Below are 21028 nucleotides of genomic sequence, written 5' to 3'. Positions count from 1 at the left end.
CTCTATTCTAATCGCCGCACTGTCTCGCGAGCGGGAATCCGCAGATCCCGCAGGGGCATGGCGCTTAAACACTGGTAGTGAGCTGTGAACCAATCAGGCGTTTGCACACCAATACTGGCTAGGGCCGCCACGGTTGGAAAAGGCCACAGTCGCTCAAAGATCACTTCCCCCTGCCAGCCAAATTGCAGAAAATAGCAGCCTACCGGTGCCTGTAAGTGATCTAGGAGTCGCCGTCCGAGGGCATAGAGGGTTTGTCGCTGGCGATCGCTGGCATGGATAGGTAACTGCCATGTCCCTTCAAGGCAGCCAATGATTTCGCCAAAGAGCGTCCCCTTTGCCGTTTGCGCTAGTGGCAACTGATAGAGACCCCCTGTGCTGGTTCGTATCCCCCACTGGGTAACCAAGGCACGCAACGCTTGACACTGCTGCCAAAGCTCGGATGATGCCCAATGGGTGAGGCTATAGTCTAGCACCTGCGGTTGGGGAGCGATCGCGATCGGGGCATCGAGAGGACAGATGGCAATCTCGGCACTGTCTTGGCACTGTTGCAGCAGGGGTACCACTTGGGTCGCGACTTGATCCGCAGACAGTTCGGCTTCCCTTGGCTGTGCCGCACACCAAATCCGTATTTTCAATCCTCTAATCCTCCTGCTGCGAGGGCAGCTAACCAGCGATCCATGAGCATGGCGTGCTGTGCTAACCGCGAGAAAATTGCATCTGCCAAGGTCTCATTGTAGGTGTGGACGGTTAAGTTGCGATCATCCACCATTTTTAGCGCTAAACGGCCTTCCTCTGGAGTAAGTAGGCCAACAGCCAAGCAAGCACGGATCACGCCCTTCGGTGAGGCGATGTCTAATCCTTCGCGTTCCCGTAGATATAGTTGTGCTGCTTTCCAGATGGCTTCTAGGGTGTATTCAAATCGCTGAATTGCAGCATCACGAATAATCGTATCTGTGCGCTTACCCAAGGGCAATTCTTGCAAAGCAGCTAGCGCTCTTTGGGCAACCACTAATCGTTCCCTGAGCCGATCCACTCAATTCCCTCTGCAATCACTCGCGATCGAAAGTCGGCGGACACTTCTGATAAATCCACGACATCGACTGGATAGATCAAATTGGACATCTCTAGGTGCTCCCGCAACTCACTCAACAGCCCCACGGGCAGTGGTGCAAGGGGCAAAATCCCGACATCTAAGTCAGAGCTTTGGCGGAGAGTACCACGGGCAGCCGAGCCGAATAGATAGACCTTGACGGCAAACCCTGTAAAAAAGTCTTCTAGTATTTTTTTGAGTTCCCGCAGATCTTCGTTGGCAGGGGTCACGCTTTGATTCCTGTCCACCTAGGTATTAAAGCTGGGAATCAAGCCAACGCGCGCAGGTTGCAATGAGGGGAATCCCTGCTGTTGTTGCTGGCGGGCTTGAGCGGCCAAGAGGGTTTGCAGATTCCGCAGTTCGGCACGCAGTTGTGCGTTTTCTTTTTCGAGGCTTTCAATTTTGAGTTTCACTTGACTCAGCCGCTCACTAAATTTTTGCCGATAGACTTCGGGCATTTCCTGGATGACGCGCTCTAGCATCTCATTGCGATCGCTCAATTCAATGACTTGAGCTTTCAATTCATTCATTTCCGCTTCACGACTTTGGCTCTGCTGCTGGTAGGCAAGGATCTGTTCTTGATAGGCAGCAATTTGTGCTTCCACCTGTTGCACTTGGGCTTGCAGCAACTTCAGGGCTGCGGCATTGGCTGCCTCGGTCTTGCGGGCTTGGTAAAAGCGCACAAATAACTCAGGATGCTGCACCATGAGTTGATAGAGTTCCTCTGAGAGTTGCTGCACGAGTTGATCCCGTATCAGCAGTTCATCGGCTAAGTTGAGGGAAGTATCGTTCACGGCGGCTGCTCTCCAAGGGACTGTGCTGTGGCAAATTTTACGCTGGTTCTGATCCGCTCATGCAAGATTTGGAATTTTCCACCTACCATCAACCGGTACTGGCAAGCGCAGTTCTGGAGGCATTGCAACCCAAGGCCGGGGGACTCTATTTGGATGCAACGGTGGGAGGTGGCGGCCACACGGCACTGCTATTGCGGAGTGAACCTACCTGTCGGGTGCTGGCGATCGATCAAGACCCGATGGCTCTAGCGGCGGCTCAGGAATTCCTCGCCCCCTTTGGCGATCGCGTCCAGTTTTGGCACGGCAACTTTGCTGATCTGCCTGTGGCTGAGCCGATGTTTGATGGCATTCTCGCAGATTTAGGAGTGAGTTCCGCCCAGTTGGATCGTCCAGAGCGGGGCTTTAGTTTTCGCTTTGATGCCCCCCTCGATATGCGCATGAATCCCGCTAACCCTTTGACAGCGGCAACGGTGATTAATCACTACAGCGAGCGAGAACTGGCGGATATTTTCTACGAATATGGCGAAGAACGCTTTGCCCGCCGCATTGCTCGCCACATTGTTGCCCGTCGTCCCCTTGCCACCACCCAAGAACTGGCGCAGTTGGTTGCCCACTGCCTCAAAGCTTCTCCGCGGCAACGCATTCATCCAGCCACACGGGTTTTTCAGGCCTTGCGGATCTATGTGAACCAAGAGCTAGCGGTGCTCGACCAATTTTTGGCGCGATCGCCCCACTGGTTAAAGCCCGCAGGGCGCATTGCCGTCATTAGCTTCCATAGCTTGGAAGATCGGCGGGTGAAGCAGGCGTGGCGTGGCAATCCCCTCTTGGCAGTTGTGACTCGTAAACCGATTGTGGCGGATGCAGCGGAAGTTGCTCTCAACCCGCGATCGCGATCGGCAAAGCTACGAATTGCAGCGCGTACTTTTGCATGAATTGCCCGAATGATGGTTTATTTATGGGTATCTTTACAGTGCGTCATAATCTTTTAGGGTAATAAATTGCTGAGGAGTGCTGGAGTCTATGGTTGCTGCCCCTAAATTCAAATCCCGATTTATTCCCCAATCGTCGCCAACACTGACGGAAATTCGGCCTCTCCCCAAGCCGCAAATGCCCCTGTGGCAAAAAACTTTGCTGGGGATTCAATGGGTTTCTGGGGTGGCAGCCACCGGTGCCCTTGTGGCTGTACTGCCTCTCTATGGTTGGTCAGCCCTCTCTGAGCAGCAGTGGAGTCAAGCCTATGACCGCTTAGAAACCCTCAAACGGCAGGAGCGGGAGCTACTCGTCAGCAATGAAACCCTCCGCTATCGGGTGACGCAGCAAGTCCAACGCGCGCCCCAAGGTCTCGTGCCCCAAACGCCGCAACACATTCTTTTTGTGCCCAATGAGGGCAAGATTGCTGCCAAAACTCATTTTGAACGCCCCCCCGTGACACCACCACCGCAGCGCACTGTCAATTACTGATCGCTATCCATGACAACGGCCCGCCCCCAAAACCAATCCCTGCCACCCTTGCGAGTTGGCTTGATCTTTGGCTTTTTGCTGATGGTGATGGGGGGTGTGGTTGCTCGCCTAGTTTATTTGCAAGTGGTTCAGGGGAAAACCTTAGCGGCACGGGCACAGCAACAACAACGGCGCTATACTCCGCCAACCTTGGCACGCTACCCAATTACCGATCGCCGAGAGACGGTTGTTGCCCTCGATCGGCCTGTGTTTACCCTCTTTGCCCATCCAATTCAGTTCAAAGTGGAGCGGCGGGCGATCGCCCGCGATCTGGCCCCTTTACTCAAGCAATCTCCAGAGCAACTGTTGGCCAAGTTCAGTACCTACCCAACGGGGGTACCCATTGCCTACGACATTGATGAGGAAACTGCTGCTAAAATTCGCGCTTTGAACTACGATGGGCTAGAACTCAACCAAGCGTGGCAGCGCATTTATCCGCAGCAGGAACTCATGGCGGGCGTTGTCGGCTATGTGGATCGTGACCATCAAGGTCAAGCGGGGATTGAGTTTAGCCAAAACCAGTTTTTACAGGTTTCCCATAACCGCCAGCTCCTATCAACCAATGCTTTGGGTCAATGGTTACCTGCCCTTGCCCCTGCGGATCCGCGTGCTTTGAGTCAGGGGTACCATGTGCGCCTCACAATTGATACTCGTTTGCAACAAACAGCACGCCAAGCCCTGCAACAGCAGTTACGCAAATTCAACGCTAAGCGGGGCACGGTCATTGTCCTAGAAGTGAAAACTGGTGCACTGCGGGCACTGGTCTCAGAGCCTTCCTACGATCCTAATCATTACTACCGCGCTGATCCAGCCCTTTTTCGTAACTGGGCGGTCTCGGATCTCTATGAGCCGGGATCAACCTTTAAGCCGATCAACACCGCGATCGCCCTTGAACTCAATGCCATTACTCCCGATACAGTGCTGCCCGATGAGGGGCGGATTACGGTGGGGGGCTGGCCAATTCAAAACAGTGATTTTAGCCAACGCGGCGGCCGCGGTGCCCTCAATATTGCCCAAATTCTCGCCTACTCCAGCAATGTGGCCATGGTGCACATGATGAACCGCATTCCCGCCCGCCACTACTATCGCTATCTGCATCGCTTGGGGCTGACCGAGAAGGTGGGCAGTGATCTCCCCTTTGAAACCGCCGCCCAGTTAAAGCCCCCGGAGCAATTTATTAACTACCCCATTGAACCGGCAACAACGGCCTTTGGCCAAGGCTTTTCCCTGACGCCGCTGCATTTGGCTCAACTATTGGGGGCGATCGCCAACGGGGGAGAGATGGTCACTCCCCATGTCATTGATGGCCTCTACGATGAAAATGGCCAACTGCAAAAACGCCTTGAGCAACGCCCCCCTCGACGGGTCTTCTCGCAGCGCACCAGTCAAGCAGTGGTCAGAATGCTGGGAGAAGTGGTGCGCTTCGGTACAGGGAAACCCGCCCATATTCTCGGCTACCGCTTGGGGGGTAAAACCGGCACAGCACAAAAAGCAATTGGCGGTACCTACAGCAATCTGCGCATCACGAGCTTTGCGGCTATTTTTCCCCTTGATCAGCCGCAGTATGTGATTTTGGCGGTAGTGGATGAACCCAAGGGGGATGATGCCTACGGTTCAACGGTGGCGATTCCGATTGTGCGAGCGGTAACGGAGTCCCTGATTACGATTGAGGGCATTCCCCCCTCACATCCAGAGGAATTGCGACGCCCCGCTACGCCAGCTTCAGTGTCACAATAGGGGAGAACAGCGCAAAAGGACGGTATGATTCAACGGTTTTTTGCCACAGCGTTGGCGATTCTTGTGATGTTGCTGGGGGGGTGTTCGGCCACCAGTGGGCTACAGGCCTATGTGGATAGCTACGATGGCTATGAGTTTCTCTACCCCCGCGGTTGGGTACAAGTACAGGTGGATGACCCCGTGGATGTGGTCTTTCACGACATTATCGAGACGACAGAAAACGTCAGTGTGGTTGTGAATACGGTTTCCAGCACAAAGTCTCTTGAGGAATTGGGATCCCCTGAGGAGGTGGGCGATCGCCTGCTGCGAAATATCATTGCCCCAACTGAAAGCGGGCGCAGTTCTGCCCTGATCTCCGCGACCTCCCAAAAGGCAGATGACAAAACTTATTACATTCTGGAGTATGCCGTCACTCTGCCGGGGGATGGGGACAATGCTCAGCAGCGACACAATTTGTCGAGTATTGCTGTGAGCCGAGGCAAGGTCTATACTCTAAGTGTCTCAGCTCCAGAGGAGCGATGGCCAAAGGTAGAAGACCAATTTAAGACCATCGTGTCCTCGTTTACCGTATATTAAAGAAAGAACTGGGGAGTTAGCTCAGTTGGTAGAGCGTCGCGATCGCACCGCGAAGGTCAGGGATTCGAGTTCCCTACTCTCCATATTTTTGCCCCCTTTTCAATCCTCGATTGCCTCGTTTCAATCTTTGATCGCCCCGAAGGACGATCGCAACCCCATTCAATGGGGCAAGTCATTCGTATTGAATAGTTTCAATCCTCGATCGCCTCGAAGGGGGATCGCAACTCCGATAGACACCCCTTGCTACCACAGTAGCTTCATGAAATTTGAAATTTCTACACCGCTTGGATTTACGGTTAGAACCTCTGAGGAGTATTGGCAACGGCTGCTCATCAAGCACCCTGATATTGAGGAGTTGGAAGATTGTGTGCGGTTAGCTCTTTCTACACCAGATGAGGTTCGTCGCAGTAGCCGAGATTCAGGAGTATTATTGTTTTATCGGGTACAGCGAGAAAAACGTTGGGTTGTTGCAGTGGCACGACGCTTAAATGGAGATGGTTTTTTAATCACTGCTTATCAAACTGATGCCATTAAAGAAGGGGAGAGAGTGTGGCTCAAATAAGAGTATTTTATGAGCCAGAAACAGAGCTGTTAAGTGTATTCTGGCAAGTTCCACGAAGAAACCAAGTTGCGACAGAACTTGGAGATGGGGTGATTTTGTTCAAGGATGGGGTGACTGGGGAGCCAATTGGTTTAGAAATCCTGTCATATCGTCCCGGGGACGATCGCTTTGATGCTGTGAGTGTCGTTTCAATCCTCGATCGCCCCGAAGGGCGATCGCAACTTTAGCGCTAGATTGGTCAACTATTTGTAATTCATTGTTTCAATCCTCGATCGCCCCGAAGGGCGATCGCAACTGCCTTTACCTCCGTTTGTGCCGCCAAATAAGGGGTTTCAATCCTCGATCGCCCCGAAGGGCGATCGCAACTGCCTTTACCTCCGTTTGTGCCGCCAAATAAGGGGTTTCAATCCTCGATCGCCCCGAAGGGCGATCGCAACTTGGGACACCCTTGAGACACCATTAATCAATCGCGCATGGAAAAACTTTGGCTCTGCTTTCCCAGTAGTTAAATGGGCGCCATTGCCATCGTGGCGCCAGTAGCTGAGGGTCTTTACCTTGGTATCCTGCTCATAGACGACATCCAGCAACATCCACCCCAAATCATCACTGTGGGCAATCGGCTGATCCGCTGGCGTAGGTTCCTCAAAGAAGGCACTAAATTCACGAGTACCTAGGTAAGGCTGGTGGTGGCATTGCCCCTTCCTGACCCGACGGCGAAACTGCTCACAGTACTTGGCAATGTCAGCATTGACATGGGGACGTAGAACAATCTGAGCCTTGATCACATAGGCCACATCCCGCAGTGCTAGGGTATGGCGCTGGGCACGATCTTCATCAGCAAAATAGCGGTAGCTCTCTTGACGGGCGGCGCGATCGCTTTGCAGAGAGTTGACCTCATTGCGGGTAATTGAAAAATGACGAATCGGCTTCAGAACGTGAATTTCTTCCACTTGCCAAATAAACTCAGGTTTCCAAAAAATCGCCTCCAACACCCCCCGCGCGGCACTAGGTGTCATCACTGGATAGCTCACCCGCTCCACCTTAAAGGCAGGATTGGTGAAGCAAGCATAATCCCCCCAAACTTTAACACTGAGCATTGATTTGATTTTAATTGTTATCGCCAGCTTACTTTTGATTGGCTTAGGAAAGCCGATGATGCCGTTCCTCTAGTTTAACTCTGACTGACCTAAAAAATAAGATCGCTGGGATCTGCGACGATGGGGCTTGTTGCGATCGCAATCCCTTTGAGAGGGTCATAGTCACCCTGCCAAGCCCAGAGGCCAGCAGCAATCAGTTCCCGCAGGTGCTCAGTGTCATGAAATTCCTTGGTGCGTAGGTTGACAAGGTAAGGCTGCAATGCGCGGATTTCTTTTGCCCTTAAGCCGCGTTGCTGAATACGGCGAATTAACTGTTTTACTTGATTGTGTTCATCTTTATTTTTTGCTTGATCGGGCACAATGACAACTGGATACGTGTGATCCTCGATGAGACGAAAGCGTTGCGCAACTTCGGGAAAGTTGAATGCCTGACGATACTGCTGAATTTTTTCGGTATCAAGATCATGAACTTGGTAAAGCTGCTGGAAATACCTCTGAAAAACTGTAGGGTCATTTAGGTCAACCATGGCTTGCCTGAGTAAAGTGCGAGTAGTTTCAACAGCGGTGCAATACTCCCCTTGAGGCGTGCGACCCTCTTGGGGGTCAAAAATCACGACCCGTCCCAAGGATGAACGTTGCCCTTCACGGTTACAGCGACCTGCCGCCTGCACAATGCGATCCAGTGGCCCCATGGCACGATAAACGACCGGAAAATCTAAATCTACACCCGCTTCGACCACTTGAGTAGAAATAAGCCAGCAGGGTTGATTGTTTCGCAGGCGATCGCGCACCTCCTGTAGGACGGCTTGCCGATGGGCACCGTAGAGCAATGTTGAAAGATGAAACTGGCGATCGCGCTCCTCCTCACCCAAGGCATCCAGAATAGCAAGCGCATCTTTGCGGGTATTCACCACGACGAGGGCTTGATGTTGCTGCTTCAAATCCGCCACAAGGTCTTGCCATGACCACAGGATTGGCAGCTGCTCATAATTGACCCGCTTCAGGGTGCAGAATTGTTGTTGAGCTTCTTCAGGCGGAATGATATCCCTGACATTGTCAAATCCCTCTAGGTAGGGCGTTGTTCCAGCTAAGGCGGGCTGCGTTGCCGTACAGAGCACAACCGTGACTCGATACCGCGCTACTAGTGTCTTCAGAACACTCAGAATAGGAGCTAACAGTTTCAGCGGCAGGGTCTGTACCTCATCTAAAATAATTACACTGTTGACAATGTTGTGAAGTTTGCGGCAACGGCTGGGGCGATTGGCAAATAGGCTTTCAAATAGTTGCACCGTCGTGGTGACAATCAGCGGTGCATCCCAGTTTTGAGCTGCTAGGCGGGCACAGGCTTGGAGCGATCGCGCATCATCTTCATTCTGAAAATCTGTTTGCACTGCGCTGTGGTGCTCCAGAACAGTGTCTTCACCCAGAATTTCCCGATAGACGGCGACTGTTTGCTCAATAATGCTGGTGTAGGGCACCGCAACAATGACGCGATCTAACCCATGTATTAAAGCATGCTGAAGGGCAAAGGCTAGACTGCTGCGGGTTTTACCACCGCCAGTGGGGACTGCCAAGCGAAAGACTCCCTGCGGCTCCTTGGCTGCGGTCAAGCAATGCTGATAAACATCCTTACGAACCGTATTAACAGGGGTGTTTAGGCTATTGGCCATCAATTGAGTCTGATTCGCTGCAAACGCTGACCATAGCTGTTGTAGGCAGGGGTACTGTCCCCGTTGGGCTGCGGCGGTTGGATCAAAATGGGATTCCGTATCAAGGTAGTCCGCATCCACTAAGCAGGAAAACAGCAAGCGCAGGAACAGTTCAGTATTTAATTTACAAGTTGCAATGTCTAGCTCAGGGCTAGCAATGGAAGTTAACTCTTTTTGAAAATCTGCTGACGGGTCTAAATCAATCCCATCCGCCTTGGCTAGGCCTTTAATATGCTCGTAGGTTACCCGATCAACCTCCGCCAACCGATTCTGCAAATCTGCCATATTAGGCAGGCCGCTGTGGTGGCCATAGATCATTGGTGCAAGAGGCTGACACTTCTGAAAAGCGAGGAGCGCACCATACTTAGCGTGAGGGACTTTCTCTTTAACAGCTTGATTTTGGGCACAGGCTTGGAGATAAGCCTGAAAATCAGGGTTGTATTTGCCTAAGTCGTGCCAAAGGCCACCATAGTTGCCCAGTTGAGGTGTACCTAACTTTCCAGCCAGCTTCGACGCTCTACCAGCCACTTTAGAAAGATGCGCTGACAGGGAATGCCATTGACCATCTTGGTTTGGAGTATGAGCATAGTAATTTGACATCATTTCACATAATTCTTTCTCAGCTTATATACTTCACATTGAGATTGAGAGAAAGAATTTTGACCCAACCTTGACAATACTGCGCAACATTGTGGCGGGATGACAAGCTATCTTCACTTTAGATTTTAGCGAAGTCCCTGAGTTGGGAACAGGACGGGAATATTGGGATTGACCCATACTTGACAGTTGAGTTCGGTACTGGGTGGGAAAATAGGAAGTTTTTTCGATTTTTGATTATTTGATTAAATGTTCTGCCAAAGGCGGGTTCGCGAGCTGCCCTGCAACTGCTCATGGGTTTCGCGCAATAGCCGAGGAATCTCCAAGCCACTGGGACAGCGGGGCAAACAATCGCCACATTCAGTACAGCGGTTGGCGGGTTGACCGGGAAACCAATGCCCGGCACGACCAAACATCCCATAGCGATACTTGCCAAATTCTGTCATGTCGTAGGCGACGGCTAAGTTGTGAAGCCGCAGCACTTCGGGGATGTGAATTTCCTCAGGGCAGGGCAAACAAGCATAACATTGTTGACACAAATCGGTGCCCAAGGTTTCCTGCATCACTGCTTGCAGGCGATCGCCCACCGCTTGCTCTTCAGCGCTCAGGGGTGCCACCTGATCAGCCACGGCCAAGGGAAAGGCCAACTCGGCAACGGTGGCCGGTCCAATACTCAAGGTGGTGATGGCCGGCTGACTCAGCAACCAGCGATAGCTCCAATGGAGAGGGTGAAAGGGCGCACAGAGGTCTTGGAGCCGTTGGGAAGGCCGGTAGAGTTGTCCTCCTTTATCGGCTGGCGAAATGATAAAAATCCCCATATCCCGCTCGGCGGCAGCGGCGATCGCTGGGGCATTGCGTTGCTGAAAGTAGGTGTAATGCAGATTCACAAAGTCAAATTGGTTGCTAGCGATCGCCCGCAAAATCACAGACAACGATCCATGACTGGAAAAGCCTAAAGCACCAATCACACCCTCTGCTTGCAACTGCCGCAGCATTGCCATCCCCTCAGTGCTCAGCCATGCGAGATGCTCAGGGGTGTTGAGGCCATGGAGGGCGACACCATCTAACCGTGAGACTTGAAGACGCTCAAGGGATTGAGCAATTTGCCGCTGGACGTGATCCGCATCCCCTTGGGGCAAGAGTTTAGTGGTGATAAAAACGGGGGGCTGACCCAGTGCCTTGAGGGCACGACCAATATAGGCTTCACTGGCACCGTAGGCGGCGGCGGTTTCAATGTGGTTCATGCCGTGGGCGATCGCCCCCTCAATGACCGCCTGCATCACCTCTGGACTGCCCAAGGCACGCATCGTTCCAAGGGAAAAAACCGAGAGGTTCAGCCCCGTGCGACCAAAGCGGCGGTAGCGCATTCTAGCCTGCGGAGGAATCCTCTTCCATTCCCCGGCCCTGCTGAATAAAATCTTCAGGGCGAATCGAATCTAAAAAGCGGCGAAAGGCTTGGCGTTCTTCCTCGTCAGCATCGCGATCGACGGGAATCGAGGCATCGGCAACAACCGCTTCCATCACCCAAATCGGGCAATCACAGCGCAGGGCAAGGGCAATGGCATCGCTGGGACGAGCATCAATCTCTTTACGAGTTTCTCCTTGGCGCAGGGTGAGCACTGCATAGTAGGTGTTGTCTTCCAAGGAATGGATCACCACCCGCTCTAGGGTCATATTCCATTCGTTGAGAATGTTGACCATCAGATCATGGGTCATCGGTCGCGGTGCTCGTTGATTTTCCAAGGCCATTAAAATTGCCCGCGCCTCATTATCACCAATCCAGATGGGCAGTGCTCGCCGTCCAGCACCGTCTTTGAGTAAGACAATTGGCGTGCGACGGTTAGTGGCATCGAGGGCAATCCCAGCAACGGTCATTTCAATCATGGCCACCTCAGCGAGCGCAATGGCGGTGCATTCCCTTCTATTATTAACATACAGTCCTTCCCACCAAGATGGCACACCCCTACCACTGTAAGACTCCCTATGGGGGAAGTAACGGAGGGGCGACGCGCAGGCATTCCTTGGGACTCCATGCTTTAGAAAAAGACTGGCGAACGACGGAATCATGGGCAGTGGCAACTAGACACTTTTTTGACGCTCGCTTCTCGGTACACTAAAGTTATTATTTTTGGTATTTAGACGGCTATGATTGCTTCCCCGATCCCGATCTGCATTACGTTGGGTACGCGCCCGGAGGCAATCAAATTGGCACCGGTCATTCAAGCCTTCCAGCGATCGCCCCTGTTTGAACCCTACGTTGTCCTCACGGGACAGCACCGCGAAATGGTGGATCAAGTGATGGCACTGTTTGACCTGCGGGCAGATCGGGACTTGGCCATTATGCAGCCCAAGCAAACCCTGACCGAAATCACCTGTCGTGCTCTCCAAGGCCTTGAGCAACTCTATCAAGAACTCCTGCCCCGTCTTGTTTTGGTTCAGGGGGATACAACAACCGCCTTTGCCGCTACCCTTGCCGCCTTTTATCAGCAGATTCCTGTCGGCCATGTGGAAGCGGGCTTGCGCACCGACGATCTCTACAACCCCTATCCAGAAGAAGCCAACCGCCGCCTTATTTCCCAATTAGCGCAGTTGCATTTTGCCCCTACGGAGCAAGCCGTCAAGAATCTTCAGGCGGCCGGGGTCACGGGTAGTATTCACTTGACGGGCAATACCGTGATTGATGCCCTGCTGCAAGTGGCCGATCGCCAGCCAGTGTGCCATGTCCCCGGCCTTGACTGGCAACAGTATCGCGTGATCCTCGCTACCGTTCACCGACGGGAAAACTGGGGTGCCCCCCTAGAAGACATTGCCAATGGCTTCCTGAAAATCTTAAACACGATTCCCGATACCGCTTTGCTCTTGCCCCTGCACCGCAATCCCACTGTGCGTGAACCCCTCAAAGCCTATTTGGGGCATCATCCCCGCGTTTTTCTGACGGAGCCACTGGACTATCCTGCTCTTGTGGCAGCGATTAAGGGAGCAACGCTCCTGCTGACGGATTCCGGTGGTCTCCAAGAGGAAGCCCCTAGCCTTGGTAAACCGGTACTGGTGTTACGGGAAACCACTGAGCGGCCGGAAGCGGTCACCGCTGGCACTGCTAAACTGGTGGGCACGTTTGCGGATACGATTGCCGCGGCAGCCATTGAACTGCTCACGGATCCAGTGGCCTACAACCGCATGGCGACGGCGATTAATCCCTTTGGCGATGGTCATGCGAGCGATCGCATCCTTGAGATTGTGACCCAGTTTTTTGCCCAGCAGACACAGTAAGGAGCCACGGCCATCTGAGGATAGCAATGACAATGTTCTGGGCAGGAATTTTGGTCACCAGTTGGCTGGGCTTGGTGCTGTTAACCGCAGAACTGATTCACGCTTGGCTTCCCAATGCCAAGGAATGGTCACGGAAAGTGGTTCACATTGGTGCCGGTCAAGTGATTCTCATTGCCTATGCCTTGGGGGTACCCACGAGTTGGGGAATTGTGGCCGCAGCGATCGCTGGCGTCGTCACACTGCTTTCTTACCGCATACCGATTTTTCCCAGTATTAGTGGCGTGGGGCGTCAAAGCTGGGGCACCTTTTTTTATGCGGTGAGTATTGGCACATTAATGGCGCTCTTTTGGAACACGCTGCCGGAACTGGCGGTTCTGGGAATTTTAGTGATGGCTTGGGGAGATGGCTTGGCTGCCCTTGTGGGGATTAACTGGGGACGCCATCCCCTGCCGCGAACCAGTAAAAGCTGGGAAGGAACCCTGACCATGTTCTGTGTGAGTACCGTGGTGGCGGCTCTATCCCTCACCCCCATTGCGACCTTAGAGTTGCTCTGGATTGCCCCCTTAGTAGGTCTGGGTGCGACCCTTTTGGAACTGATTGCTTGGCGAGGGGTTGATAATCTCACAGTTCCGATCGGTAGCGCTTTGCTTGCCTATGGGTTACTCAATTTGAGTTGATGTTAGGCAGGGTCTTCTCAATAAACTGGCGGGCGATCGCGATCGCGTCTCCATTAATTTCATGGGCCATGGGTAGGGCATGAAACGCTCCCTTCACGCCTGCCGCTTGCAGGGCTTGCCAACTGGCTTGGGCACTGGCAAAGGGCACGACAGGATCGGCTGTGCCATGGATCATCAGCACGGGCGGTGAGGTAGAGCTTACCCCTGGCGGGCGCACCAAATAGCCACTAAAGACCAACAACCCTGCCAAGGGCAACGTTAACCCCACAGCCAATGTCAGTGCTCCCCCTTGGGAAAACCCCCCTAACATTGTGCGGCTCAGATCAATGGGCAAGCTGGCAATCCACTGCCGCAGTGCCGCTTCACTGGTGGCTAGATCCATTGCCCGCTCATCGAGCAGTAATGAGCCACTGAGGGCATCGTGCTGATTCAGGTCGTACCACATCCGCCCTTGGGGGACGTAAGGATGGGGAAAGGGGGCTTCCGCTGCATAGGTTTGGGCTTGGGGAGCCAGCAACGATCCAAGGGAAATCAGATCTGCGGCATTGGCACCCCAGCCGTGGAGCAATAGAAGGCTGTGATCTGCCGCGATCGGCGGATCGGGAAAGGTGAGAAATTGGAGGGTTGTCATGCTAGACGGGGTTGAGTTCCTTGGCCGGCGCCACACTAGGATAGGTGAGGCTCGATTCAATCATTTCCCGACCCTCGGTGGACACATAGTCAAAGAAGGCCTGAGCCACAACCGACAGTTGTTTGCCCGCAGGATAGACCAAATGCCAGTGCCGCTGAATCGGGAAATGTTCGACATCGAGAATCGTCAACTGGCTGGACTCGCGATCAAGGGCTAAGCAGTGGTGAGACAGGACAGAAATCCCTAGGCCGCCAGCGATCGCCTGCTTAATGGACTCGTTACTTCCCAGCTCAAGGCGGATATTGATCGGCACACCGTGCTCTGCAAAGAGCTTCTCCACCGCTTGGCGGGTGCCCGATCCCTGCTCCCGCATAATAAAGGGTTCTCCCGCCAGTTCTTGGATCGGGATTTTACTGCGACCACTGAGGCGATGGTGACTGGGGGCAACCACCACTAAGGGATTATCCAAAAAGCGGTGGCACTCCACATCCAGATTCTCCGGTGGGCAACTGGGAATATAGAGATCGTCCATATTGCCTCGAATGCGCTCTACCACCTGTTCATGGTTGGTGACCGTCAGGGCAACATCAATCCCCGGATAGCGCTGGCAAAATGGCCCCAGCAGCCGCGGAATCACATATTTGGCCGTGGTAATGACACACAGCCGCAAGTGTCCCTGCTTGAGACCCTTGAGATTAGCAACGGCCATTTCAAAGCGCTCAAGGCGCTCAAAGATGTCTTGGCAGGTGGCCAGCAGTTCCTTGCCGGCTTCTGTCAGATAGAGCCGCTTGCCCACTTGCTCAAAGAGGGGCATACCAACGGCACGGGTCAACTGCTTCATTTGAATCGAAACGGTGGGCTGCGTCAGAAAGAGTTCCTCGGCAGCGCGGGTAAAACTTCCGTGGCGAGCAGTGACCTCAAAAACCTTAAGCTGATGTAGGGTTGCTTGTTTCAAACCCATTCTCCTTTCGTCAGCGATAGAGCTACATAGATGAAATTCTATCAAATTTCACGCCACGATAACGAAATGTGAGGAATCTCAAGGCAAGAATGATGATCAAAGGGCACTCAAATCAGGTAATGAGCGATCGCCTGCGAGGGGGAAAACACCTCTGGAACGAATGGCGGCAAGCTTATCCTCAGCTTACTGTAGATTTGAGGGAAATGAATCTTACGGGCATGGATCTGCGGGGCTATGACCTGCGGGGCTGCAATCTCAGCCGTGCCTGTCTGCGAGAGGTGAACCTTGCCCATGGGGATCTGCGCTTTGCTAACCTCTATGAGGCGGATCTGACAGCGGCGAACCTCGATGATGCCGATTGCCGAGGGGCGTTGTTCTTAAAAGTGGTGGGCGATCGCGCCACTGCCCAGCGGGCAAATTTTCAACTGGCCAACTTGCAGTACGCTCGGTTGACCTATGCCGATTTCTCTTGGGTCACTCTTGAACAGGCGGATTGTCGCCACAGCAATTGGTGTCAAGCAGATCTCAGCCATGCCCGTGCTGCTTCTAGTGATTTTTCCTTTGCGCTGCTGATGGGGGCTAGCCTCAATGAAGCCACGCTGCGGTTTGCTCATTTGGTACAGGCGTCCTTGGAGGGGGTTCAAGCCTATCGCTGTAACTTCTATGCGGCCAATTTAGCCTATGCAGGACTGACGCGCGGCTATTTTTCCCATGCCCTTTTTGTGCGCGCCAACCTTAGTCATGCCATCTGTCGCTGGGCCAATTTTCGCCATGCCAATCTCCAGCAAAGCCAGTGCGAGCAAACGGATTTTCACTACAGCCTGTATGTTCGCTAGTAGTTCATCTTAAGCTTCTGACTGGAGCAGCGCCACGGCATAGGCGGCAATGCCCTCTTCACGCCCCACTGGCCCCAGTTTTTCATTGGTGGTGGCTTTGATACTAATCTGGTCGCGATCAATCCCTAGGGTGGTTGCAAGGCGATCGCGCATCTGGTCGAGGTAGGGTTTCAGCTTCGGACGCTCTGCCACCACTACGGCATCAATGTTGCCCACTTGCCAACCCCGTTCTGCAATCAGTGCCGCTACTTTCGCCAGCAAGACTTGGCTATCTGCCCCTGCCCATTTGGGATCACTGGGGGGAAAGTAATGGCCAATATCGCCAAGGCTGAGGGCACCCAAGAGGGCGTCCATAATTGCGTGGGTGAGGACATCGGCATCACTGTGTCCCAAGAGTCCCAAGGTGTGTTCTAGTTTGATACCGCCTAAAATCAGAGGCCGCTCGGGCACCAATTGATGGATGTCGTAGCCATTACCAATGCGAATTTTCATACTTGCTGCACAGGACAACGAAGGGGCGATCGCCAATGCCACCGCCCTCTATTGTTGCAGAGTCTTCTACCTTGGCCAACCTAGATATTCACTTCACTCAGTTGCCGACACATGTAGTCAAAGGGTTGTTCGACAATACTCGTGTCCTCGATGCCCGCCGCTGCCACGCGATCGCGCACAATCTCCTTCATGATTTGAATGCCGCGCACCGTTGGTCCAATGGGTACCCCTAGGGAGTTGTAGGTTTCCCGCAGACCTTCGAGGACGCGCTCATTGAGGACATCCACATCCCCGGCCACAATGGCGTAGGTGGCATAGCGCAGGTAGTAGTCCATATCCCGCAGGCAGGTGGCATAGCGGCGTGTGGTGTAGGCATTGCCGCCGGGTTGAATCAGTTCCGGCTGCTCTGTGAAGAGGGCAGAACCCGCTTCCTTCACAATGGCTGCGGCATCGCCATTGATCACTGCTGCCGCTTTAACCCGTACCGCACCGGAATTAAAGTAGGAGCGCAAACTGTCAACAGCATCGCGATCGAGGTAGCGACCGGTGGAGTCATAGTTTTTAATCAGTGTGGTGACGGCATCACGCATAGGTTTTTCTTACTCCTAGAACTGGTAAAACTAGCGTCAACCCGAACGCCAGCCGAAATTGCGCGGATCTAAAATCGTACTTAGCTTATCACGGTAGGGTTTCTCCCCCTTCGCTCCCGTTTACGGACTGTTGCGAACTATTACAAAAGTTCATAATTCTAGGGGTGCCCCACGAGGCGATCGCGCAAACGCTTAATTTGATCGCGGTAGCGGGCAGCCTCCTCAAAGGCCAATTCTTGGGCAGCCGCCTTCATTTTCGCCTCAAGGTCTTGGATCAGTTGGGGGATATCCTCTAGGCTCAGTTCCTGTAAGGCTTGGGAAGATAAGACAGGCACCGACTCGGCATTGAGGCGGCGAGACACATCCAAAAAGGCCAAGATGGCATTGCTGGTTTTCTTGACAATGGGTTGAGGGGTGATGCCGTGGGCTTGGTTGTAGGCCAGTTGAATGGCGCGGCGGCGCTCTGTTTCTTGGATGGCTTTTTGCATACTGTCGGTGAGGGTGTCGGCATAGAGAATCGCCTGTCCACGGACGTGCCGGGCAGCACGGCCAATGGTTTGAATCAGCGATCGCTCCGCCCGCAGGAAGCCCTCTTTATCTGCATCAAGGATGGCCACCAAGGACACTTCGGGTAAATCCAGTCCCTCCCGCAACAGGTTGACACCAATCAACACATCAAAGTCCCCTTGGCGCAGGGCTTCAAGAATCTCAATGCGCTCAATGGCATTGATTTCTGAGTGCAAATAGCGCACTCGTACCCCCCGTTCTTGGAAGTATTCCGTGAGATCCTCGGCCATGCGTTTCGTGAGAGTAGTCACCAGTACCCGCTCTTGGCGATCGCACCGCAGGCGAATCTCCCCATAGAGATTATCCACCTGTCCTTGGGTGGGACGGACAAAAATTTCTGGATCCACGACCCCCGTCGGCCGAATAATTTGCTCGACAACTTGCCCTTCAGACACCGCCAATTCCCAATCGCCGGGGGTTGCCGAGACAAAAATACATTGCTTCACCTTTTGCCAAAATTCCTCCGCCTTCAGGGGGCGATTATCCGCCGCACTGGGCAGCCGAAAGCCGTGATCAATCAGCACTTTTTTGCGGGCTTGGTCACCATTAAACATCCCGCGAATTTGCGGCACTGTTACATGGGACTCATCCACCACCAAGAGCCAGTCGTCAGGAAAATAATCAATCAAACACTCCGGCGGTTCCCCCGCTGCCCGGCCGGCGAGATGGCGTGAGTAGTTTTCCACACCGTTGCAATAGCCCACCTGTCGCAGCATTTCCAAGTCATAGCGGGTACGTTGACTCAGGCGCTGTGCTTCAAGGAGTTTATTTTGGGCTTCCAAGTAAGCCACTTGGGCTTGCAGTTCCGCTTCAATGGCAGCACAAGCCGCTTCCAGGCGTTCGGCAGGGGTGACAAAGTGCTTCGCGGGATAGATATTCAGGCGTTCGACACTCTGCAATGTTTCCCCCGTCAGGGGATCGACATAGCGAATCGCTTCAATGTCATCCCCAAAAAACTCAACCCGAATGATGCGATCCTCATAGGCTGGGCCGATTTCTAAAACATCTCCCTTGACACGGAAGCGCCCCCGCCCCAGTTCCACATCGTTGCGCGTGTATTGAATGGTGGCCAGTTGCCGCAGCAGTTGTCGCAGATCCGTTTCACTGCCCACCTCCAAGGAAATCGCCGCTTTGAGGTACTCTGCTGGAATACCCAAGCCGTAGATGCAGCTAATGGAGGCAACGACAATTACATCCCGCCGTTCAAAGAGGGAGCGGGTGGCCGAGTGTCGCAACATATCAATTTCTTCATTGATAGAGGCACTTTTTTCGATGTAGGTATCGGTAACGGGAATGTAGGCCTCGGGCTGATAGTAGTCGTAGTAGGAGATAAAGTACTCGACGGCATTTTCTGGAAAGAATGAGCGCAGTTCATTGCACAGTTGCGCCGCAAGGGTTTTGTTGTGGGCCAGCACAAGGGTCGGGCGGCCAAGGGCCTCGATCACGCGGGCGATCGTGTGGGTTTTGCCGGTGCCCGTTGCCCCCAGCAATGTTTGGAAGCGATATCCCGCCTGTACCCCTGCAACCAGTTTTTGAATGGCTTGGGGTTGATCTCCCGTCGGTTCAAAGGGAGCGTGAATACGAAAGGGAGTACTGGTCATTGCCCAATTTCTAACGAATTCTTACCTAGCTTTTAGGGTAGTTGAGCAACGGAGGAGCGAGCCACCCAAAATCTTGTTCAGAAGGATTGAAGGCGCTTGAAACGGTCAAAACCACGTCCTCGCCTATTTGAGAAAGCAGCCCTAAGATTTGGTATTCTAAATAACAGTTTCTCGTGTATTGTAACAGTTAATTGCGCCAAATCTAAAGAATTGGTAAAAGCTTTCGCTCCCCCAAAATATCGGCAGTATCGTAGGGAAGCAAGATACCTCCTAACTGCGTCTTTGGCCCTACCCGCTTGGCGTAGGGTCTCTTTTTGCGGGAATTTCGCTAAAATCTGTGAATTCCCTACCGTGACGGCTATGGCTGGTGAAGTCGTTGAAATTCTCAGTGCCGATGATCTACGGCGCACTGTCACGCGCTTAGCCTCCCAAGTGGTGGAGAAGGCTCGCGATGCCCTCGACAAATTAGTGTTGTTGGGGATTCATACCCGTGGGGTTCCCCTTGCCAAGCTGTTGGGGCAACAAGTTGAACAACTGGAAGGAGTGAACCTCCCCATTGGTGAGTTGGATATTACATTTTATCGCGATGACTTGGATCGCATTGGCCCGCGCACACCGCGTCAGACCCTGATTCCCGTGGATCTCTCTGGGCGGATTGTGGTCTTGGTGGATGATGTGATTTTTAGTGGCCGCACGATTCGCTCTGCCCTCAATGCCGTCCATGATTACGGTCGCCCCAGTGCCATTTGGTTATTGGTACTCATCGATCGCGGGCACCGCGAATTGCCGATTCACCCCGACTTTACGGGTAAAGTACTGCCCACGGCTCGCGATGAAGTGGTCAAGGTACTCTTGCAGGGGATTGATCAGCGGGATGGGGTAGAGCTATGGAAACCCTCTTAATCTTGGGAAAACTCAATGCCATTCATCTCAAAAAAAGAAGCCTTCTTTCAAATGAAAGATACATGGCTATTCAATGCCAATAGCCTTGATGCTGATTTATTTACTGAGCCTTTTATTGACCTGATTGTGACTTCCCCGCCCTACAATGTGGGTCTTGAATATCGCTCAGTCAAAGATGATGTCCCCTACAGCGATTATCTAGAATTTAGTCGCGCTTGGCTGTCCAACTGTTTTCACTGGACAAAAACGGGCGGGCGGTTTTGCCTTAACATTCCCCTCGATAAAAACAAAGGGGGACAGCGCAGTGTTGGCGCGGATTTGACGGTTTTGGCTCAAGAGGTTGGCTGGAAATATCAGTCCACCATTGTCTGGAATGAGGGTAATATTTCGCGGCGGACGGCTTGGGGATCGTGGATGTCGCCCTCAGCACCCTATGTGATTGCGCCTGTGGAGTTAATTGTGGTGTTGTACAAAGAGGAGTGGCGGCGCAAGTCCGATGAAAAGGCCGATATTACTCGGGAAGAATTTATGGAATGGACAAACGGGCTATGGACATTCAGCGGCGAAAGCAAAAAAAAGATTGGTCACCCTGCACCGTTTCCAAGGGAACTGCCGAGACGATGTATCAAGCTCTTTAGTTTTCCGGGCGATATCGTCTTCGATCCCTTTTGTGGCAGCGGCACAACACTGGTGGAAGCTTTTGCCAACAAACGAAAAGGCGTCGGCGTTGAAATTGATCCTCGATATGCAGAACTGGCAAAGGAGAGACTCCTGAATGAGATTACACTTTTTGATGTGATCAATTTATAGGACTTTTCGAGCTTGACGGGTTCTATTA

Annotated in this window: 22 protein-coding genes, 1 tRNA gene, 2 pseudogenes and 1 CRISPR repeat array; of the genes and pseudogenes, 12 read left to right on the top strand and 13 right to left on the bottom strand. The window is 53.0% G+C overall.

From position 1 onward, the window contains the following. Window positions 1–2 precede the first annotated feature (2 nt). The 4 genes from RHK62_RS10815 to RHK62_RS10800 are packed head-to-tail and all read right to left on the bottom strand — an operon-like array spanning window position 3 to window position 1884. Entirely contained in the window at window positions 3–635 is a 633-nt protein-coding gene (locus tag RHK62_RS10815) for a hypothetical protein (RefSeq protein WP_206199907.1), read from the bottom strand. After that, the gene (locus tag RHK62_RS10810) at window positions 632–1033 is read right to left on the bottom strand and encodes an HI0074 family nucleotidyltransferase substrate-binding subunit (RefSeq protein ID WP_399378110.1); all 402 of its coding nucleotides are present in this window, start codon (window positions 1031–1033) and stop codon (window positions 632–634) included. Before RHK62_RS10810 ends, RHK62_RS10815 begins: the two co-directional genes overlap by 4 nt. Beyond that, window positions 1009–1320 carry a nucleotidyltransferase domain-containing protein gene (locus RHK62_RS10805; protein WP_310453710.1) on the bottom strand — a complete coding sequence of 104 codons (312 nt, stop codon included), beginning with the start codon at window positions 1318–1320 and terminating at the stop codon, window positions 1009–1011. The genes RHK62_RS10810 and RHK62_RS10805 overlap by 25 nt, the downstream gene beginning before the upstream one ends. A gap of 18 nt (window positions 1321–1338) precedes the next feature. Beyond that, window positions 1339–1884, bottom strand: coding sequence for an Npun_F5560 family protein (locus RHK62_RS10800; protein ID WP_149818787.1), 546 nt, complete (start codon window positions 1882–1884; stop codon window positions 1339–1341). Window positions 1885–1943: 59 nt separating this feature from the next. Here RHK62_RS10800 and rsmH point away from each other — a divergent pair, with 59 nt between their 5' ends. From rsmH to RHK62_RS13135, 7 genes and pseudogenes are all read left to right on the top strand, one after another. Next, window positions 1944–2816, top strand: coding sequence for a 16S rRNA (cytosine(1402)-N(4))-methyltransferase RsmH (rsmH, locus tag RHK62_RS10795; protein WP_310453709.1), 873 nt, complete (start codon window positions 1944–1946; stop codon window positions 2814–2816). 88 nt (window positions 2817–2904) lie between these two features. After that, on the top strand, window positions 2905–3345 hold the full coding sequence (locus RHK62_RS10790; RefSeq protein ID WP_302678126.1) for a hypothetical protein: 441 nt from the start codon (window positions 2905–2907) through the stop codon (window positions 3343–3345). Between the two features lie 9 nt (window positions 3346–3354). Beyond that, on the top strand, window positions 3355–5121 hold the full coding sequence (locus RHK62_RS10785) for a penicillin-binding protein 2 (RefSeq protein ID WP_302678125.1): 1767 nt from the start codon (window positions 3355–3357) through the stop codon (window positions 5119–5121). 24 nt (window positions 5122–5145) lie between these two features. Next, complete coding sequence (psbP, locus tag RHK62_RS10780; protein ID WP_310453708.1) at window positions 5146–5697, top strand: photosystem II reaction center PsbP; 552 nt, start codon at window positions 5146–5148, stop codon at window positions 5695–5697. Between the two features lie 10 nt (window positions 5698–5707). After that, window positions 5708–5780, top strand: a tRNA-Ala gene (locus RHK62_RS10775). 176 nt (window positions 5781–5956) lie between these two features. After that, window positions 5957–6259, top strand: coding sequence for a hypothetical protein (locus tag RHK62_RS10770; protein ID WP_206199900.1), 303 nt, complete (start codon window positions 5957–5959; stop codon window positions 6257–6259). Next, window positions 6247–6444 (top strand): annotated as a pseudogene (locus RHK62_RS13135) (hypothetical protein); the annotation flags it as partial. The gene RHK62_RS10770 and the pseudogene RHK62_RS13135, both read left to right, overlap by 13 nt. Further along, window positions 6445–6697: direct repeats of the CRISPR family, unit length 38 nt; unit sequence GTTTCAATCCTCGATCGCCCCGAAGGGCGATCGCAACT. It lies immediately after the preceding pseudogene. A gap of 17 nt (window positions 6698–6714) precedes the next feature. On the opposite strand, the pseudogene cas5c reads toward RHK62_RS13135, so the two are convergent. The 4 genes and pseudogenes from cas5c to RHK62_RS10755 form a co-directional block, all read right to left on the bottom strand. Beyond that, window positions 6715–7356: pseudogene (cas5c, locus tag RHK62_RS13130) on the bottom strand (type I-C CRISPR-associated protein Cas5c); the annotation flags it as partial. A gap of 89 nt (window positions 7357–7445) precedes the next feature. Continuing rightward, on the bottom strand, window positions 7446–9665 hold the full coding sequence (gene cas3, locus RHK62_RS10765) for a CRISPR-associated helicase Cas3' (RefSeq protein WP_310453707.1): 2220 nt from the start codon (window positions 9663–9665) through the stop codon (window positions 7446–7448). 242 nt (window positions 9666–9907) lie between these two features. Continuing rightward, window positions 9908–11029: an aldo/keto reductase gene (locus tag RHK62_RS10760; protein ID WP_302678116.1), complete on the bottom strand. Its 1122-nt coding sequence runs from the start codon at window positions 11027–11029 to the stop codon at window positions 9908–9910. Between the two features lies 1 nt (window position 11030). After that, a complete protein-coding gene (locus RHK62_RS10755) occupies window positions 11031–11546 on the bottom strand; it encodes a bifunctional nuclease family protein (protein ID WP_206201676.1) in 516 nt (171 codons plus the stop codon). A 261-nt stretch (window positions 11547–11807) separates the two neighbouring features. Between RHK62_RS10755 and wecB the strand changes: the two genes are divergently transcribed. After that, window positions 11808–12932: a non-hydrolyzing UDP-N-acetylglucosamine 2-epimerase gene (gene wecB / locus RHK62_RS10750; RefSeq protein ID WP_302678115.1), complete on the top strand. Its 1125-nt coding sequence runs from the start codon at window positions 11808–11810 to the stop codon at window positions 12930–12932. Window positions 12933–12958: 26 nt separating this feature from the next. Next, window positions 12959–13609, top strand: coding sequence for a diacylglycerol/polyprenol kinase family protein (locus RHK62_RS10745; protein WP_302676061.1), 651 nt, complete (start codon window positions 12959–12961; stop codon window positions 13607–13609). Here the strand turns inward: RHK62_RS10745 and RHK62_RS10740 are convergent. Both RHK62_RS10740 and RHK62_RS10735 read right to left on the bottom strand, forming a co-directional pair. Further along, entirely contained in the window at window positions 13596–14240 is a 645-nt protein-coding gene (locus tag RHK62_RS10740) for an alpha/beta hydrolase (protein WP_206199896.1), read from the bottom strand. The genes RHK62_RS10745 and RHK62_RS10740 overlap by 14 nt on opposite strands. A 1-nt stretch (window position 14241) precedes the next feature. After that, complete coding sequence (locus RHK62_RS10735; RefSeq protein ID WP_315862887.1) at window positions 14242–15195, bottom strand: LysR substrate-binding domain-containing protein; 954 nt, start codon at window positions 15193–15195, stop codon at window positions 14242–14244. Window positions 15196–15290: 95 nt separating this feature from the next. Here RHK62_RS10735 and RHK62_RS10730 point away from each other — a divergent pair, with 95 nt between their 5' ends. Beyond that, on the top strand, window positions 15291–16037 hold the full coding sequence (locus tag RHK62_RS10730) for a pentapeptide repeat-containing protein (RefSeq protein ID WP_310438177.1): 747 nt from the start codon (window positions 15291–15293) through the stop codon (window positions 16035–16037). Window positions 16038–16046: 9 nt separating this feature from the next. On the opposite strand, the gene ispF is transcribed toward RHK62_RS10730, so the two are convergent. From ispF to uvrB, 3 genes are all read right to left on the bottom strand, one after another. Further along, on the bottom strand, window positions 16047–16529 hold the full coding sequence (gene ispF / locus RHK62_RS10725) for a 2-C-methyl-D-erythritol 2,4-cyclodiphosphate synthase (protein ID WP_302678113.1): 483 nt from the start codon (window positions 16527–16529) through the stop codon (window positions 16047–16049). Window positions 16530–16609: 80 nt separating this feature from the next. Beyond that, window positions 16610–17119, bottom strand: coding sequence for an allophycocyanin subunit beta (apcB, locus tag RHK62_RS10720; RefSeq protein ID WP_149818761.1), 510 nt, complete (start codon window positions 17117–17119; stop codon window positions 16610–16612). A gap of 158 nt (window positions 17120–17277) precedes the next feature. Continuing rightward, window positions 17278–19287, bottom strand: coding sequence for an excinuclease ABC subunit UvrB (uvrB, locus tag RHK62_RS10715; RefSeq protein WP_302678112.1), 2010 nt, complete (start codon window positions 19285–19287; stop codon window positions 17278–17280). A gap of 360 nt (window positions 19288–19647) precedes the next feature. Here uvrB and pyrR point away from each other — a divergent pair, with 360 nt between their 5' ends. Together pyrR and RHK62_RS10705 are read left to right on the top strand one after the other, a co-directional pair. Beyond that, entirely contained in the window at window positions 19648–20190 is a 543-nt protein-coding gene (gene pyrR / locus RHK62_RS10710; RefSeq protein ID WP_302676066.1) for a bifunctional pyr operon transcriptional regulator/uracil phosphoribosyltransferase PyrR, read from the top strand. Between the two features lie 15 nt (window positions 20191–20205). Continuing rightward, window positions 20206–21000, top strand: a complete 795-nt coding sequence (locus tag RHK62_RS10705; RefSeq protein ID WP_206199892.1) for a site-specific DNA-methyltransferase — start codon at window positions 20206–20208, stop codon at window positions 20998–21000. The last annotated feature ends 28 nt before the right edge of the window (window positions 21001–21028 follow it).

This window comes from Thermosynechococcus sp. HY213, assembly GCF_031460975.1.
GTDB lineage: Bacteria > Cyanobacteriota > Cyanobacteriia > Thermosynechococcales > Thermosynechococcaceae > Thermosynechococcus.
This window is presented reverse-complemented; position numbering and strand designations above follow the sequence as displayed.

What these genes read in the sequence shown, in the direction of transcription:
- cas3 (WP_310453707.1), bottom strand. Translation starts at nt 9,665, where the DNA reads ATGTCAAATTACTATGCTCATACTCCAAACCAAGATGGTCAATGGCAT.
- ispF (WP_302678113.1), bottom strand. Translation starts at nt 16,529, where the DNA reads ATGAAAATTCGCATTGGTAATGGCTACGACATCCATCAATTGGTGCCC.
- wecB (WP_302678115.1), top strand. Translation starts at nt 11,808, where the DNA reads ATGATTGCTTCCCCGATCCCGATCTGCATTACGTTGGGTACGCGCCCG.
- uvrB (WP_302678112.1), bottom strand. Translation starts at nt 19,287, where the DNA reads ATGACCAGTACTCCCTTTCGTATTCACGCTCCCTTTGAACCGACGGGA.
- rsmH (WP_310453709.1), top strand. Translation starts at nt 1,944, where the DNA reads ATGCAAGATTTGGAATTTTCCACCTACCATCAACCGGTACTGGCAAGC.
- RHK62_RS10740 (WP_206199896.1), bottom strand. Translation starts at nt 14,240, where the DNA reads ATGACAACCCTCCAATTTCTCACCTTTCCCGATCCGCCGATCGCGGCA.
- RHK62_RS10745 (WP_302676061.1), top strand. Translation starts at nt 12,959, where the DNA reads ATGACAATGTTCTGGGCAGGAATTTTGGTCACCAGTTGGCTGGGCTTG.
- RHK62_RS10730 (WP_310438177.1), top strand. Translation starts at nt 15,291, where the DNA reads ATGATGATCAAAGGGCACTCAAATCAGGTAATGAGCGATCGCCTGCGA.
- RHK62_RS10755 (WP_206201676.1), bottom strand. Translation starts at nt 11,546, where the DNA reads ATGATTGAAATGACCGTTGCTGGGATTGCCCTCGATGCCACTAACCGT.
- RHK62_RS10760 (WP_302678116.1), bottom strand. Translation starts at nt 11,029, where the DNA reads ATGCGCTACCGCCGCTTTGGTCGCACGGGGCTGAACCTCTCGGTTTTT.
- psbP (WP_310453708.1), top strand. Translation starts at nt 5,146, where the DNA reads ATGATTCAACGGTTTTTTGCCACAGCGTTGGCGATTCTTGTGATGTTG.
- apcB (WP_149818761.1), bottom strand. Translation starts at nt 17,119, where the DNA reads ATGCGTGATGCCGTCACCACACTGATTAAAAACTATGACTCCACCGGT.
- RHK62_RS10790 (WP_302678126.1), top strand. Translation starts at nt 2,905, where the DNA reads ATGGTTGCTGCCCCTAAATTCAAATCCCGATTTATTCCCCAATCGTCG.
- RHK62_RS10785 (WP_302678125.1), top strand. Translation starts at nt 3,355, where the DNA reads ATGACAACGGCCCGCCCCCAAAACCAATCCCTGCCACCCTTGCGAGTT.
- RHK62_RS10705 (WP_206199892.1), top strand. Translation starts at nt 20,206, where the DNA reads ATGCCATTCATCTCAAAAAAAGAAGCCTTCTTTCAAATGAAAGATACA.
- RHK62_RS10770 (WP_206199900.1), top strand. Translation starts at nt 5,957, where the DNA reads ATGAAATTTGAAATTTCTACACCGCTTGGATTTACGGTTAGAACCTCT.
- pyrR (WP_302676066.1), top strand. Translation starts at nt 19,648, where the DNA reads ATGGCTGGTGAAGTCGTTGAAATTCTCAGTGCCGATGATCTACGGCGC.